Annotated in this window: 11 protein-coding genes; 7 read left to right on the top strand and 4 right to left on the bottom strand. The window is 42.1% G+C overall.

Annotation, left to right across the window (positions count from 1 at the left end):
* Nucleotides 1–16: 16 nt before the first annotated feature.
* Nucleotides 17–4,729 (bottom strand): beta strand repeat-containing protein, encoded by a 4,713-nt coding sequence (locus ICL16_RS33890; RefSeq protein ID WP_190835981.1) that lies wholly within the window; start codon nt 4,727–4,729, stop codon nt 17–19.
* Nucleotides 4,730–5,068: 339 nt separating this feature from the next.
* Between ICL16_RS33890 and ICL16_RS33885 the strand changes: the two genes are divergently transcribed.
* The 4 genes from ICL16_RS33885 (at nt 5,069) to ICL16_RS33870 (ending at nt 9,791) form a co-directional block, all read left to right on the top strand.
* Nucleotides 5,069–6,937, top strand: a complete 1,869-nt coding sequence (locus tag ICL16_RS33885) for a S8 family serine peptidase (protein WP_190835980.1) — start codon at nt 5,069–5,071, stop codon at nt 6,935–6,937.
* An 827-nt stretch (nt 6,938–7,764) separates the two neighbouring features.
* The gene (locus ICL16_RS33880; RefSeq protein WP_190835979.1) at nt 7,765–8,247 is read left to right on the top strand and encodes a calcium-binding protein; all 483 of its coding nucleotides are present in this window, start codon (nt 7,765–7,767) and stop codon (nt 8,245–8,247) included.
* Between the two features lie 634 nt (nt 8,248–8,881).
* Nucleotides 8,882–9,412 carry a calcium-binding protein gene (locus ICL16_RS33875; protein WP_190835978.1) on the top strand — a complete coding sequence of 177 codons (531 nt, stop codon included), beginning with the start codon at nt 8,882–8,884 and terminating at the stop codon, nt 9,410–9,412.
* Between the two features lie 223 nt (nt 9,413–9,635).
* The gene (locus tag ICL16_RS33870; protein WP_190835977.1) at nt 9,636–9,791 is read left to right on the top strand and encodes a hypothetical protein; all 156 of its coding nucleotides are present in this window, start codon (nt 9,636–9,638) and stop codon (nt 9,789–9,791) included.
* A gap of 39 nt (nt 9,792–9,830) precedes the next feature.
* Here the strand turns inward: ICL16_RS33870 and ICL16_RS33865 are convergent, their stop codons facing one another.
* Both ICL16_RS33865 and ICL16_RS33860 read right to left on the bottom strand, forming a co-directional pair.
* On the bottom strand, nt 9,831–12,422 hold the full coding sequence (locus ICL16_RS33865) for a CHAT domain-containing protein (protein ID WP_190835976.1): 2,592 nt from the start codon (nt 12,420–12,422) through the stop codon (nt 9,831–9,833).
* Between the two features lie 75 nt (nt 12,423–12,497).
* Complete coding sequence (locus tag ICL16_RS33860; RefSeq protein WP_190835995.1) at nt 12,498–13,415, bottom strand: phosphodiester glycosidase family protein; 918 nt, start codon at nt 13,413–13,415, stop codon at nt 12,498–12,500.
* A 131-nt stretch (nt 13,416–13,546) separates the two neighbouring features.
* Between ICL16_RS33860 and ICL16_RS33855 the strand changes: the two genes are divergently transcribed.
* Entirely contained in the window at nt 13,547–14,356 is an 810-nt protein-coding gene (locus ICL16_RS33855) for a pentapeptide repeat-containing protein (RefSeq protein ID WP_190835975.1), read from the top strand.
* A 64-nt stretch (nt 14,357–14,420) separates the two neighbouring features.
* On the opposite strand, the gene ICL16_RS33850 is transcribed toward ICL16_RS33855, so the two are convergent.
* A complete protein-coding gene (locus ICL16_RS33850; protein ID WP_190835974.1) occupies nt 14,421–14,612 on the bottom strand; it encodes a hypothetical protein in 192 nt (63 codons plus the stop codon).
* A 343-nt stretch (nt 14,613–14,955) separates the two neighbouring features.
* On the opposite strand from ICL16_RS33850, the gene ICL16_RS33845 reads away from it, so the two are divergent.
* The gene (locus ICL16_RS33845; RefSeq protein ID WP_190835973.1) at nt 14,956–15,195 is read left to right on the top strand and encodes a hypothetical protein; all 240 of its coding nucleotides are present in this window, start codon (nt 14,956–14,958) and stop codon (nt 15,193–15,195) included.
* Between the two features lie 129 nt (nt 15,196–15,324).
* Nucleotides 15,325–16,677: an alkaline phosphatase family protein gene (locus ICL16_RS33840; protein WP_190835972.1), complete on the top strand. Its 1,353-nt coding sequence runs from the start codon at nt 15,325–15,327 to the stop codon at nt 16,675–16,677.
* The last annotated feature ends 100 nt before the right edge of the window (nt 16,678–16,777 follow it).

The raw sequence follows: 16,777 nt of genomic DNA, 5'->3' as shown, positions 1-16,777 counted from the left end.
CAAGCTACCTGCAAGTTTAAGGACACTCTCGACTCAGCACCAAATTGCCATTTGCTAGTCGATAAATACCAAGCGCTTCAAAAATCGGCTGTAGATTTTTCTTCCCACGGCTAAAGCTAGTTGAAGTGCTTGGTTTAGCTGTCTCACCAACACTTGATATAGAGCGGATTGTTCCAGTCGGATAAGGAGAAACGGGAGCATCGCCGGGACGCTCTGGTAAACCACCATTACCTGTAATCAAGAAAGTACCACTAGATTGATTGTGGCGTCGAGCTATGCAACTATTGGCAATCAGCGCGTTAGCATCAATAATATTTTCAGGTAGTTGGGTCAGGCTGTTTTGCACAGGGTCAGTATCAGGTGTATTAATATTAACTTCTCCAGCCACCCCCAAGGTAGAACTAGCAGTGATATCGCTTGTCAGTGGAGTTTGTGTGGCGCGAAATTGAGTACCGTAGATACCAAGAGCGTTGATTTGGACTGTGCCACCAATGCCAGTATAAGCATTAGCAGTGATGTCGCTATTTTCCTTTGCTCTAGCAACGATGAAGCCATTGGGAGCATTGATGGTGATATTGCCACCATCACCACCTGCTTGTGCCGTACCTGCAGTGGTAGAGATTTGAGCGCCACGACGCAGAAGGAGTAAATCAGTTTGTAAGTTGATGTTGCCACCGTTACCCAATGCAGATTCGGCGTTGATGGTTGCGGTATTGTCGAGGAGAATTTGAGGTGCGGTGAGGATAATGTCTCCTGCTATACCAATTGTACTTTGGGAGTTAACGAACAAGCCACTGTTAAAGTTTGAACTATTGCCTGAAATATTAACTTTCGCAGCAGCGTTAACTTTAATTGTGCCTGCATTCCCTTGTCCTAAAGTTGAAGCTTCAATTAGAGCACCATCTCGTAACGAGAAGGAACCAGAATTGATCGTAATGTTACCCCCATTACCAACTGTTCCCGGCTCCACAATACTGCTAATCTTACTGGGAAAACCATTTTTCTCCCCAGCAAGGGAAACAGTGCCAGTCACGTTCAAATTCACATTTCCCGCATCCCCCTTTCCGGGAGGCTCGGTATCAAAGGCACCACGAGTAGCACTTAGCAGTTGAGCGCTATCAATGAGTGTTAGGGTTGCCGCATTGATATTGATATCACCTCCTTTACCTACTCCTCCTGCTGCTACTGTGCTGAAAATGCGAGCATCTGCAAGGGAAACAGTACCAAGAGGTGTCCGCACTGTCACATTCCCTGCATTCCCTTGTCCTGAAGTTGAGGTTTGAAGTCTAGCACCATCGCGTAATGAGAAAGAACCAGAATCGATAGTAATGTTACCTCCATTACCAACTGTCCCCGTTTCTACGGAACTCAGAATCCCACTGCTTATACCATTTTTCTCTCCAGCAATATTCACAGCGCCACTTACATTTACATTCACATTCCCCGCATCCCCCCTTCCGGCAGGACCGAGTGCAGATGCACTAAGAGTAGCACTTAGCAGTTGAGCGCCATCAATGAGTGATAAGGTTGCCCCACTGATATCGATATCACCTCCTTTACCAACACCTCCTGCTTCCACCGTGCTGAAGATGCGAGCATCTGCGACAGACACAGCATCTGTTGCACGTATTGTTACATTCCCTGCTTTCCCTTGTCCAAATGTTGAGGCTTCCAGTCGAGCGCCATCGAGTAACTTGAAGGAACCAGAATTGATGGTAATGTTACCCCCATTACCAACTGTTCCCGTTTCTACGGAGCTGGCAATCCCTTTTTTGAAATCATTTTTCCCCTCAGCAATATTCACAGCGCCACTCACATTCACATTCACATTCCCCGCATCCCCCCTTCCGGCAGAACCGAGAGCAGATGCCCTGCGAGTAAGGGTTAGCACAGCGCTATCAGTGAGTGATAGGGTTGCCGCATTGATATTGATATCACCTCCTTTACCAACACCTCCTGCTTCCACCGTGCTGAGAATAACAGCATCATTTGCCAGGAAAACAGAATCTTTTGCTCGCACTGTCACATTCCCTGCATTCCCTTGTCCAATTGTTGAGGTTTGAAGTCGAACACCATCGCTTAATGAGAAAGAACTAGAATTGATCGTAATGTTACCCCCATTACCAAATGTTCCCGGCTCCACGGAGCTGGAAATCACACTAAAACCATTTTTCCCCCCAGCAATATTCACAGCGCCACTCACATTCACATTCACATTCCCCGCATCCCCCCTTCCGGCAGGACTGATTGCAGATGCACTATTAGTAAGGGTTAGCAGTTGAGCGCCATCAATGAGTGATAGGGTTGCCCCACTGATATCGATATCACCTCCTTTACCGACACCACCTGCTAACACCGTGCTGGAGATGCGAGCATCTGCAACAGACACAGCATCTGTTGCACGCACTTTGATATTCCCTGCATTCCCTTGTCCTTGGGTTGAGGCTTCCAATCGAGCGCCATCGAGTAACTTGAAGGAACCAGAATTGATGGTAATGTTACCCCCATTACCAACTGTTCCCGTTTCTACGGAGCTGAGAATCTCACTGCTTATACCATTTTTCTCTCCAGCAATATTCACAGCGCCACTCACATTCACATTCACATTCCCCGCATTCCCCCTTCCGGCAGGACCGAGTGCAAATGCACTAAGAGTAGCAGTTTGCAGTTGAGCGCCATCAATGAGTGATAAGGTTGCCCCACTGATATCGATATCACCTCCTTTGCCAACACCTCCTGCTTCCACCGTGCTGAAGATAGCAGCATCTGCAACAGACACAGCATCTGTTGCACGTATTGTTACATTCCCTGCATTCCCTTGTCCTGAAGTTGAGGCTTCCAGTCGAGCGCCATTGAGTAACTTGAAGGAACCAGAATTGATCGTAATGTTACCCGCATTACCAACTGTCCCCGTTTCTACGGAGCTGCCAATCCCTTTTTTGGGACCATTTTTCCTCTCAGCAATATTCACAGCGCCACTCACATTCACATTCACATTCCCCGCATCCCCCCGTCCGGCAGAACCGAGAGCAGATGCCCTACGAGTAAGGGTTAGCACAGCGCTATCAGTGAGTGATAGGGTTGCCGCATTGATATCGATATCACCTCCTTTACCGACACCACCTGCTTCCACCGTGCTGAGAATAAGAGCATTATTTGCCAGGGAAACAGAATCTGTTGCACGCACTTTGATATTCCCTGCATTCCCTTGTCCCTCTGTTGAGGTTTGAAGTTCAGCGCCATCGCGTAACGAAAAGGAACCAGAATTGATCGTAATGTTACCCGCATTACCAACTGTCCCCCTTTCCACGGAGCTGGAAATCCCACTAAAACCATTTTTCACCCCAGCAATATTCACAGCGCCACTCACATTCACATTCACATTCCCCGCATCCCCTCGTCCGGCAGGACCGAAAGCAGATGCCCTACGAATAGCAGTTATCAGTGTAGCGCCATCAATGAGTGATAGGGTTGCCGCATTGATGTTGATATCACCTCCTTTACCGACACCACCTGCTAACACCGTACTGAAGATACGACCATCTGCCAGGGACACTGCATCTGTTGCACGCACTGTCACATTCCCTGCATTCCCTTGTCCTGAAGTTATGGCTTGAAGTAGAGCGCCATTTTGTAACGAAAATGAACCAGAATTAATCGTAATGTTACCCCCATTACCTTTTGACCCCAAACCCACACTGTTGTTAACTATGCTCCCGGGATCAACAACTCTGATTTCCCCTTTTGCATTCAGCACAATATCGCCCGCCACTGTGCCAACTGTTCCTAAACCTTGTCCAATACCAGCGCTGAGAAAACTTCTGTTCCTAATGTCTAAATTCCCAGCGTTGACCATAATGCTACCGCCTCCCGATGCTTCTACATACACACCAGCACCATTAGTCAGTGATACATTAGCGAAGGTACTTTCCGTTGGAAAACTAGCGCTTAAGTTATTACCATCCACATTGAGCGCTACTGTCCCAGAATCAGCCAATCCTCCTAATTCAACTCGACCACCATAAGCATTGAGTTGACCTCTATCCATGTTGATATTACCACCCATCAGCAGTAAACTCTTACCATCCGGTACACGTAAACCAACTGCTTGAAATCCTGCTGGATCTATTCCTGCTGGGGCTAGTGAGTTATTTTGGATTGGTGCAGCTATTTGGTTAAAGAACAATGCTGATGGATTAACTGTTAATAAGGGTGCATTGCTTGTTGGATTAGTAGCGCTGAAAAATTCTTGCTCCCCAAATTTAATCGCATTGGCAGTGGATGCAACAAACGAACCCCTCACATCCAAACTAGCATTTGGTCCAAAAATAATCCCGTTGGGGTTAATCAAAAACAAGTTGGCAGCATTACCAATAGTACCCAGAGTTCCGAAAATTTCTGAGCGGTTAGTACCTGTTACCCGTGCCAGAATATTTTGGATACCAGTATCTGCATTGAAATAGACTGATCTTCCTGCATCGACATTAAATTCCTGAAAACTGTGGAACAAGTTTGCCCCACGTACCGCCCCACCTGTAATTACTTCTAGTGGCAATCCAAAAGCGTTGGGTATGACAACAGAAGACTCTGCACCGAGTGTGTTATCTGGCACAATGTTACTTTGGGCAAGAGCGGGGCTAACGTAGGCGAATGTCTGTGACACGACAGTGGCGATCACACCTACCCATGTATACTGCCAACACAAACCGAACCACTTTCTTTGTGTCATCTGATGCACCCAATACATACCTGAATTTTTCTATCAAAATGCATTATATAACAATAATATTTTCTCTTTTTAGCGAAAATTTAATATTGCACTTTTGTGCAATTAGTTTTTCCTAAAGAAGCAATTGAATTGACACAAAAGGGTAACAAATTCTTTGAGCCACTTTTTATTGTGTTAATTAAAGAGCAATTAATTAAGAGTACTCAATGTAAAAATTAGTCTTGGTCTGAGACTATTTTTTAGTAATTCATCACATTGAAAAAACCATTTATTTGATTAAAAAATACATTTTCTAAATTCACTTACATAAATATTGCAACTCTAGCGAGGAAAAAGCAGATGTTAGACTATTCTAATTTGGAAAGACAATCGAACCTAATTACAAATCTGGATTACTCATTAACAGGATTCTCGTCAGGAAAAGGAATAAATGACGAACTACTGCCAATTAGAGAATTTTCTGGTTCGAGTGCCGATTATGGCGACTTTCTGCAAATTAGCAGCTTCATTGATGCTACTGATAGCCCATCTTCACTAGAATATAGCCCCCTGGTTGCAACAGATCCTGGTAGTGTCTTCAGCACTGCATATAATATTGGCAACTTGACTAGTCTCCAGACTGTCACTGACTTTGTTAGCTATTATACCGATCCCATTGATATATACAGCTTTTACTTACCAAGTTACAGCAGCTTCAACTTGTCCTTAAATGGTTTGAGTGCGGATGCAGATGTAGAGTTGTTGGATGCATTCGGGACACGTATTAGTCTCTCTGACAATAGTGGTAATAAATATGAGACTATAGACGGTACTTTGGCAGCAGGAACTTACTACGTAAGGGTTTATCAATACAGTACTAGCTCTACTACCTACCGTTTGGGACTGTCAGCCACACCTATAGTTAACAATACACGTATCGTATCGGGAACCCTAGATGCAAATGCATTTACATTTCAATCAGGCTTTAATCTCACAGTAATTTCTGGTAATGGTAATGTGGACTTTGGTACAGGAGCGCGAGATGTGCTAAATCTGTCCAATATTAACTCCAGTACAGTCACATTTAATAGTGCAGCTAATTCCTTAGGCGGATTACCTTACAACACTGGTAATGGAACTCGTATATTTGACGCTATCACTTTAAATGACGGCAGTCAAATTCTTTTTGAAGGAATCGATCAGATTCAGTTTGCTGACACTACGCTTAATTTATCAGTCATACCAAACGATCCGTTATTTGGGCGACAATGGAACCTGCACATGATGGGGGTTCACAATGCTTGGCGGTTCACGACTGGCTCAAATAATGTGTTGCTGGGAATTCAAGACACAGGCTTGGCAATTGATAGATTCGGTTATATTCACGATGATTTAAGAACTGCAACTATTTTACCTAACAACTACATTGATGAGTCCACCAGTAACGTTAAACCCTCCCATGGTACTGCTGTTCAAGGCATTATTGCCGCCATCAGCAACAATGGCAATGGGATGAGTGGCATCAATTGGAATTCTCCTGTTTTTAACATTGATGCTTTGGGTGGTGACACAAACGATCTAACTTTAGCTCAAGCCACACGAGAGTTGATTGCCGAGGCTAACCAAAACGGACAGCGCCTGATAATTAATATGAGTTTGGGTTTGACTGATTTCAACACATTTGGTCAAACTGGTTTTAATCCTGAATTAGAGCGACTTGTTGCTAATAATCCCAACGTCCTGTTTTTGATTGCCGCAGGTAATGCAGGTGTGAATCGTATGATCTATCCTGCAACACTAGCAGGGTTATACAGTAATGTGATTGCCGTAGGTGCTTCTTGGGGAGCCACAGATGACTACGGTTATACTACCACACCAGGTCAACGAATTCCTTACTCCCAGTATGGATCTGGTTTAACGTTGATGGGACCATCAGAAGTAGTTAGCACTAGGGCTTATCGCTCATCAACAGGTGCAACGGTGTTTGACTATTACCCTAGTATTGACGGCTTTAATGGAACTTCCGCAGCTACTCCAAATGTAACCGGTGTCGCCTCCTTAGTTTTAAGTGCCAATCCTAACCTCAGTGCTACTCAAGTTAAACAAATTTTGTCACAGACAGCTTATGACTTAGGCGCAACAGGATACGATACAGTATATGGTAGCGGTTTTGTCAATGCTGATGCAGCAGTCCGACGAGCATTGGCAATAGGATCTGGTGCAGCGTAACAGGCTCAGGATCTTGATAGGCGATCGCCACCAAATCTACAGTTAGATGTTAGGCATAGGTAGAATAGTTACGGGCAAATTGTTACTACATTGTATTAATTAATAAATCACTACGTTAGACAAAAGTTGATCAAAATTAGCGCCTTAATGTTCTGTACTCTTCGTGCCCACGCCATATTTTTTACACAAGTTGCATAATTACAGTTTGCGATCGCGAACTAGTAATTATGAATACAAATTTTTATTTACAAAAAATGAATTTATATATAGACAAATAAAAATACAGTCGGTCGATAGGGCAGAAGTATTTCTGACAAATTGCACTAATTTGTAACCCAAATCGTCTTTGCACTCTTGACATATTTGTAGTGTCCAAGAAAACCGCAACTGATGACAATAACTAAACAAAATCAGCGCTTTAAGTTTAATTTGCGAGCAACACTTTGTCTACTTTTTGTCAAGTACAATTAGCATGATAAATTCAAAAAACTTTGCACTTTTGGATAGTATTTAAATTTCATTGGGATCATAGTATTGACTTGTTTAGTTTAAGTGGATTTTCAACTATTGATGAGAATCGATAGGCTTAACAATCCCGTTAACTTGACTCAATTTGTATTTGTGTCATCACCTCTTAACCTTGGGTCTTCAAGGTTAGGTTTCAAAAGTGCCATTTATTTTCATCTTCCAGACAAATTGCACTTCTGAACCAAGCAAAACTCCAAGGCAAATGTATCTAAAATTCACAAAACTAAATTGACAAAAAATTTAGTTTGTGATTATGACGCAAAAATCAAACTTTTCGTTGAACATAGGAGAAATTTCACATGGCTATATACAACGGTACTAATGGCAGTGACGTTATTTTCGGCAGCTCTGAAGACGATACTATTAATGGTTTTGCTGGCAACGACTCATTGAGTGGTGGTGCTGGTAACGACATCTTGAGGGGTGGTACTGGCGACGATACCTTGTTTGGTGGTGCTGGTGACGATATCTTGATTGGTGCTGGTGGTGGTAGCATAGAATTTGACACCTTAGTGGGTAATGCTGGTTCCGATATTTTCGTCTTGGGTGATAACTCGGGTATTTTCTACACAGGTTCAGGCTACGCTGCAATTACCGACTGGCAGCCTGGAATTGATCGCATTCAAGTTTCTGGAAGTATTAATTTCTACACTATTAGTAGTCAAAACTTGATTGGATCTTCTGCTTTAGATACAGGGATTTACTTCGGTAATGACTTAATCGGTGTAGTACAAGATAGCACTGATGTCATCAGAACCGCAGACTTTTTTGTAGCTGCCTAAGGTTTACACAAAACCCCCCATGCAAATCGCAATCTGGGGGGTAAGTAGTCTTTCTGAAAATATGCGATCGCACCAATACAACCTAACAATCCCACCCATCTCAACTGCAAACAGCAAATTAACCAGTCGAGTAGAGACGCGATTAATCACTTCTCTACACAAACAAAAAATAATTTTTGCTAGGTATTAAAAAAATGAGATATTTTATTCATGGTTATTTCATTAGATCTATGACCGCACAGCAATCAATTTAATTTTATCTAGCTAAAATAAAATAAACTGATTGCACAAAAGTGCTATTAATTGTAAATTAGAATTGTAAATCAACTCTCAACTAAGTCGGTCAGAGGTACTCCTATAAAGCGCGATCACCACATAAAACAACGATTTTACTTGTGTTTCAAGCGTCAACAACAAAGATGGAGATTGAGAGTAACAGCACTCCATTCAACTTTGTGTCAAGGATAATTATTACCATAAATTCAAAAAAAATTTGCACTTTTGTGTAGTATTTAAATCCCATTTGGAGCATAGGATTGACTTGTCTAGCTCAAGTGGATTTTCAACTATTGATAAGAATTGATAAGTTTAACAATCCCCTGGGTTTGACGCTCACTCTTCAGAGGTAAAAACTATGGCAACCATAATAGGTACAAACGGAAACAATAATCTCTCCGGTACTTCACAAAATGATACGCTATTAGGACTTGGAGGCAATGATACGCTATTAGGACTTGAGGGCAATGACACCCTAATAGGTGTTAATATTGTATCAGGCTTTGGCAGTGGCGAGATTGATACGTTGACTGGGGGTGCTGGTAGCGATACATTCGTCTTGGGGGGAATAGTAAACGGAAGTCGAACCGTTTTTTACAATGACGGCAATCCTTTTAGTTCGGGAACTGGCGACTACGCTCTAATTACTGACTTTAGAATTGGGCAGGATACAATTGAGGTTGCTGGTTCAGGGAATGACTATACTATAGGTTTTTCTCCTGCGGGCTTACCATCAGGTACAGCAATATTTTTGTCCGGAGGAGGAACATTTGCCAGAGAGATCGTTCCAGAGCTAATTGCTATTGTGCAGTTTGACCTATCATCCGGCGCCAGACTTTTAGTTTCAGGTCCAGATACCAGCTTATCAGGCTCTTTTGTATTTGTGTAATTACCTCTTAACCTTCGGTATTCAAAGCTAGGCTTCAAAAGTGCCATTTATTTTCATCTTCCAAACAAATGGCACTTTTGAACCTGGCAAAACCCCAGGGCAGATATATCTAAAATTCACAAAACTAAATGGACAAAAAATTTAGAAAGCATTGCATAACTCAAGAATATTTCTGTAGATGTATATTGTATAGGAGGGCAATTTCATTCCAGACACGCTCGCCATGTACTTCAGTTCTAGGCGGATAGCGGAAGAATTAAATAACCCAGATTGTATACGCTCTCCAAATGTACAAGCAACCCCAAAAGCGCGATCGCGATTTTTGAGTTTAGCAGCTATGTCAGAAATTGAATCTCACGCAAAGACGCAAAGGCGCTAATAAAACTTTTGCGTCTTTGCGCCTTTGCGTGAGGCTATTCTACAGCCAATTCCCAATTAAAATAAAACCAGACCAATAATAAGGATGAGAATACTGCTTATCCTCAATCAGTGCTGTTTGCGCAGCTTGCAATGCTTGTGCTTTAGTTACGTTGCGCTCACTCAACAATTTGCTGTAGAAATCAGTGACAATTTGTACAGTTGAAGCATCGTTAATCGCCCAAAGAGATGCCAAAGCACTTCTTGCGCCTGCCTGTACAGCAACACCTGCTAATCCAAGTGTAGAGCGCTCGTCTCCCACTGCTGTTTCGCAGGCAGTTAGAGTTAATAATTCCAGTTGACTGCGGGTAACGCTACGAATTTGTCGTTCTAGTTCTGTAAAGGTAAGTTTCTCGTTATTACCTGTAACAATAAAAGTATCTTGCGGCTCACTGCCAAACTCGCCATGAGTGGCAATGTGGATAACTGGGTAAACTGTTTGAGACAGTTCTTTCTTTAAGCCGGAGATAGTAAACTCATGATTAAGTAACTTTTTACCTTTCATCTTTTGCGTAACTTCAGTAATTTCTTGGTCAACATTAGATAGTGGGGGAAATGTTTTACCGTCAACAGTTGCAGCTTGACTTAAACCTAATGCCAGTACTCGCAATCGTTCTTGATTCAATGGACGAGTGTCTGTCAGGTTGAGGCTGGGTGTTGTGGCGATCGCATACTGCTGTATCAAATATTGCTTCTTCTCTCCATCATAAAGTGCCGCCATTGGTACACTGCGCAAAATTCCATCTTGGATAAACACTAATGTTTTGATCCCAGACAAGTCTTTGGCAAAAGGACGAATCAGCCAGTTGTAAATTTCTTGAGCTAATGTTGTGTCGTAATCATCTCGAAATCTTTCCAATCCCCGACGGAATTCATTAATTTTGTTGACAAGTTCTTGACGGTTGATAGAAATCCAACTCAGCTTCCTTTCCCCCTTGGGAAGACTTAATATTACCGCAGTTTTATCTGACAAAACAATCGTGTTGAGGAAAGCTGTTGTGGAATTGCTAGTTGTATCCACAGCTTGAGGAACAGCAGTAATGATGCAATCGTTGCCAAAAAAGTTTTGTAATTCTGCCAGTTTCAGCGAATCAATGGTTTTGAGGATGAAACGAAAGTTATCTTTGCTTTTAGAAATAAGTGATTTGCTTGCCGTTTGCACTGGTTGCTCATTATTAAGTCTGAGCGCGACTAAATCCCGATAAATTGGTTCAATGGTATCGCGAAAATCAAATTGAATGTCTCGATTTGCTGTTAAGATGTCGCTGCGGATGCTTTCTAAGGTATTAATTGCCTGTTCATAGGCAGAAATTGCTTCACTAGTTTTTCCTTGTGCTTTGAGTATACGTCCAGTTTGCCATTCCCACAGATATAAACTATCCTGTGCTTTTAAGTCTTGTTGCGCTGCTAATTTAGCTCTACTAGTAATGTCTAAGGCTTGGGGATATTTGTTACGACACTCATATATATGTCCTAGTTCTCCCAATGCAAAGGATTCTGCACGATAATCTTGCAAGCGTTGCGCCACAGATACGGCTTGATTGAGTAGAGACTCGGCTTGAGGTAACACTGACGGTGCTAAACACTCTGTTGGAGTCAGAATTTTATTTGGTTGCAGTAAACTTACTAATTCTATAGTAGCATACACTCTTCCTCGACTATCTGGTAAAGTGTCTAACAATTTAGTTGCCTGTTGCAAGCTACTGGCTGCATCAATTCCATTGTTGCGGTAATATATAGGAATAATGGCGAGGAGCGATCGCATCTCACTAGCCATATCCTTCTGACTACGAGCAATTTTTCTACTTTCACTTAAGTAGGACAGAGCTAGATCATCTTCAAGTTTGGCACGTTTTTGCAGTTTTTCCGCTTCTTGACTATCACCTCTTTGTACAGCGGAATTTGCCTGACGATATTTAACTAAAGCAAGACTAATCTGGGCATTGCCTAAACTGTTTAAGACTGAGGTGAGCAAAGTAGAATTGTTAAGTTTCTTCGCAAGTGCTAGACTTGGGTCCAGATTTTTGATTGCTGATTCATAATCACCCCTTAAGCGCATCGCATCACCCAAACTTCCCAAAGCGGCGACTTCACCGATTGAGTCAGAAGTTGCACGGGCAATTTGCAATGCACTATTTGTGTGGCAATTATTGTGAAAGTCAGGATTACATAAAAGTGCGATCGCGCTTTTTGTCTGCCCTAAACTATTATATGCCTGAGCCTGTTCAGTAAGAGATCGCCCCACCTGCTGCAAATTTCCCACTTGCCGATAGTAAGCAATAACTTGATTCCAATAGCTAATCGCCTGAGATGGTTTACCTAATTGTTGATGTACCCGCGCCAAATTTTCTCGAACAATGGCTGCCTGAGCAGAGTTATTTTGTTGGTAGCTTTTTAAAGCTGTTTCCCAAACTTCAATTGCCCCTGTTAAATCTCCCGCCTGATAACGTTCAACTCCTTGCTGTACGATGTAACTAGCATTGGGAATTTGAGCAGTGGCAGAAATTTGTAACCCAAAGTACCAACTGCACGTAAAACTTACTAGAAAAAGAACCACTAAAAATCGACGCGATTTACGAAATTGGTTTGCCACAGGCTAACTCCGGTAGATACAGCTTACTTCAGAAACCCGGTTTCTACAAGAAACCGGGTTTCTCATGATAAGTTATCATTGATTACTAGCAGGTAGTGCATAAAATCCTAAGTGATTAGCAACTGGACGTTCCCGTAAAGGAATTTTAGTATGAATAGGAGCATTTAACACTCTTGAGCCTGTAATTGTTGCCATTACTAGTGTAGTTGAACCACCACCATCCAAGTTAAGTGCTGTATCAGCACCTAATTCTTTAGCAATTTGAGTTAATTCAGAGTCTGTGATTCCTGCACTATATAAAGGTTGTTTACCATCTACAGCAATTAGCCACAATATTGTACCCTGACGATTAATCGCTGCTGCTACACGAGAGTAGGGTTTTTTATCTTGCTGAGATTGAGATTTTTCTACTTGTGGCTTACCACCAGATAATAAAATCTTATTACTTGTGATACCTTGAACTGTACCTTCAGGACATCTGCCACTATCTAAAATTTGGGCAATATTGCTGGCAGAGATACATAACACAGGCCATTTTTTCGGTTCTTTAGTATAACGATGACTATTAGATATTGACTCTCCTATCGGAGTAGAATAATCACCACTATGAGGGTAGTAATCCCAAGGAGTTTTTTCGGAAAAAGGAAAAAAATAGCTGGCGTTAATTGCTAATTGTAACTTAAATTCTTGTATAAATTCAGATGTAGTTCGAGCAATAGTGCCACTATTACTCTGATTTGAGGTACTAGGAGTAACAAACACTTTTACTCCTGGAGAAGTTAAATCAATCGTCACAATATGAATCATCATTGGACGAGGTGTAGAGCGGGCATCACGTCGATACACAATACCATTAAACAACACTTGCTGTTGATCTGTTCGCGGTGGGCGTAGGAAACACAACCATCCGTAGATTAGCATTGGTAACAGTAGCACCAAAGTTCCAGCAACTAACGCAAATCGTTGTAGATGAACTTGGGAGCGAAGATGCATTAAGTAGTCGGACAAAATTAAATTTATTCGTGAAGGCAGGAGTCAGGAGTCAGAAAAAAGTCTGTGTAATCAATTATATCTGAGTAATTAGCTCAATTAATGCTAATTACAACCAACTTCACACAATAATCATGAATACTTCACATCCTCTCAACTTTGCTCATCAAGATTTGCGCAACCGCTCTTTTCAAGGTAAGAATCTTAACGGTGCAGACTTTAGCGGTGCAGATATTCGAGGTTGCGATTTCAGCAATGCTTCTTTGCAAGGAGCCAATTTTCAGGGAGTTAGAGCTGGGCAAAATCGGGAAAAATTTATAGTTTTGTTGGTTGTAGCGGTAGTAGTAGCGATCGCCCAAGCCTATGCTATTAGCTATATGATATTCGGAGTTCTCGGTCAAACTCCAGAAGATCCCGCTTGGGTTTATAGTCAAGCTTTAATTATAAGTATGAGTATTGCCGGAGTCAGTTCGGCAATCAGTAGTCTAATGCGCAGCAAGTCTATTTTGCAACGAATTGCAATTACTGTTTCCGGCTCAGCCTCTGGTGCGTTGCTCGGTTTCTTTTATGGGGGAAGTGCCGCAGGTGGTGAAAATGCACAAATTGCCAGTGCATCTGCGTTGATGGGCGCAGTAGTAATCGCGCTCGCCAGTTTCTATTTTACTAAAGTTTTAGCAGTGCCAATTGCAGTTGCTGGTTCTATAGCTGCCTATGGTTTGGCATTCTTCATCTCAACAGTAGCAAGTGCATACCTAAGTACAAATAACTTTGTTTGGGGAATTGTCTGGAGTACTTTATCATTAGGAGCGATCGTACTGACAATAATTTCATTAATTCAAGCACTCAAAATTATGACAAGTTCTTGTGTCACAAATTTTCGTGGCGCTGACTTAACTAAGGCTAAATTTGACACAAATTTTGTCGGTGCGATCGGTTATCAATAAAATTAAAAACGTAGAGACGCCCCGCCGGGGCGTCTCTACAAAATCGTGATTTTTGAAAAACTAATTAGACTTGAGTAACATCATCACGAGTTAACTGCTGCTCAACATTACTAATAGCAGCATTAAGACCAGCAAGTTTAGTTTCTAGATCATCTCGCATCGTTTTGAGAAATCTAAGCTTTCGCTGCAACTGAGATTGGCGAGATGGAGCTTCACCACCGTAGCAGGAATTATACCAAAAAGAAAATGGGAACATAGTATTTTATCCTTCCAAATATCACCCTAATCCAATTGTGACTAAATTTCTAGTAAGTTTGGGGAGAGAAAATGGGAGGAAAACCGACCTTATATAAAGAGATTTTATTGTGGGATGTAGCTCTAAGCGCCCATCTTGTGCAATGGGTTTCTAGCTCTTCCAACGCGCTCCGGATGCCCACACCACAAGAATTATATTTGCACTTTACTGTATTGATACGGTTTTCCCTACCAACTTAATACGGTTCTCCGTACTCGCTTATTTATGTCAAGCTATTGCAATATTTCGTTACATTAATTTATATTAGTTTACAGATAAGAAAACAACGATTGAAGAGAAAGTTATGAGAACTGACTTTGATTACCCCAACAAAGATCTACTTGGACCAGTAGTTTTCCGCCCTGACTTCAACAATGGACAGGCAATCACCGTCAATCAAGCTTGGTCATTGTTTTTCACTGCAGGGCAAGATGACAAAGTATTAGGACAACAAAATGAATTAGGCAAGTTTTTCACCAATCTTTTAATTGCTGTTGGTGTAACCGGAAGTCTGTGGGGTTTATACTTCAGCAACTTTGCTTAAGCTCAACTCTTGAGAATATTGATGAAATTGACAACGGAATTAGGCAACAACCGGGTTACAGAGTAATCCGGTTTTTTCATGCGCTTCTACCTTAAGGTAGAATGAGTGAGGCGAGCTGAAAAAATACAAATGGGTGACATATTTACCATCGCAGAGGAAACTCTTATAGCTCGGCAAAAACTACCACCAAGCTTGGGTTTTGATAAAGTACGACCAAGCTACGATGGGTTGGGTTTAGCTAACATTGCGGCTTTAGTACTTTCTTGGCTATGTCCTGAAACGCTGAATTTAGGTGAACCAAAAGCATTACTGCCTTTTAATCCAGAGTTATTAGCCATACCGACGGTAACTGATGCTTGGAGAAATTGGTTAAATCAAGCACCAATTAACCATGTGGTTATGCTGATTGTGGATGCGCTGGGCTACGATCAGTTACGCACACTGATAGATGAAGGAGATGTACCGGGTTTAGCAAGTGCTTGTGTTAGTCCACAGGCTTTTTTCATGCCAGCTACCTCAGTTTTTCCTACCACTACTGTGACAGCTTTAACATCGGCGGCGACAGCCCATGCACCAGCTCAGCATGGAATTATGGGTACAAAAGTTTATTTTCGCGAAGTTGGTAGTGTAGTTAACATACTGGGCTTTCGTCCGGCGATCGCTCCCACTAATTCTCCCTATTTAGATACACAACTTAACCCCGATACGCTGCTGCCAGTTCCTAACTTATATCATCTCTTAGAGCAAGCCGGGATCGATGTAGAAATTGTTAATTTTTACCAGTATAAACACTCAAGTATTAGTCGCTTTACTAGCGTTGGCAGTCAAGCAGGAACTGATGGCTACATCAGTTATCTCACACCTGCGGATGGTTTTGCCCAATTGCGTGAAAGACTGCAAAAACGAAGCTCATACAAGAGTTTTACTTATTTATACGTACCCAATGTAGATAGTGCTGCTCATCGTTTTGGACCACTTAGTTCTTGTTATCGAGCAGAAGTAGCTGCACTCGATTTCTCTTTACAAAGAGAACTTTTGCGTCCCCTAGCTGGTCGCAGCGATACCATCTTATTAATTGTCGCAGATCATGGTCAGCGTTACATCGACCCAGAAAAAATTCTCTGGCTGGGTGAGCATCCAACTCTGACTCAATCACTGTTTGTACCACCGCAGGCTGGAGTTTCTTCAGCCCGCTTTTTGCATCTGATTAATCATGCAGAAGCAGCAGTGGTAGATTATGTGCAAAAACATTTAGCCGAGTTTCTAGTTGTATCTAAGGCAGAGGCAATTGAGTTAGGTTTATTTGGTTTACCAGAGCAACCTACGGCGGTGGAATCTGTTCATCGCATTGGTGATTTGATACTCATGCCACGCCATGATTGGGCTTGCTTTTATGGAAATCGCCACTCAACTTCCATTGGGATTCACGGTGGTTTAAGTCGCGCCGAGATGCTGATTCCATTTCTAGCTTATCGATTTTAAAACGGTATTAGACATAGCAGTGATAATTCACAAAACCCTTGGTAGAGACGCGATAACTCTTGTCTTTACGTCTTTTGTGGAGATGTCTATTAAAAAAGAG

This window comes from Iningainema tapete BLCC-T55 (genome assembly GCF_014698965.1).
Lineage (GTDB): Bacteria > Cyanobacteriota > Cyanobacteriia > Cyanobacteriales > Nostocaceae > Iningainema > Iningainema tapete.
Note: the sequence above shows the minus strand (reverse complement) of the source record. Positions and strands in the feature narration are given on the sequence as shown.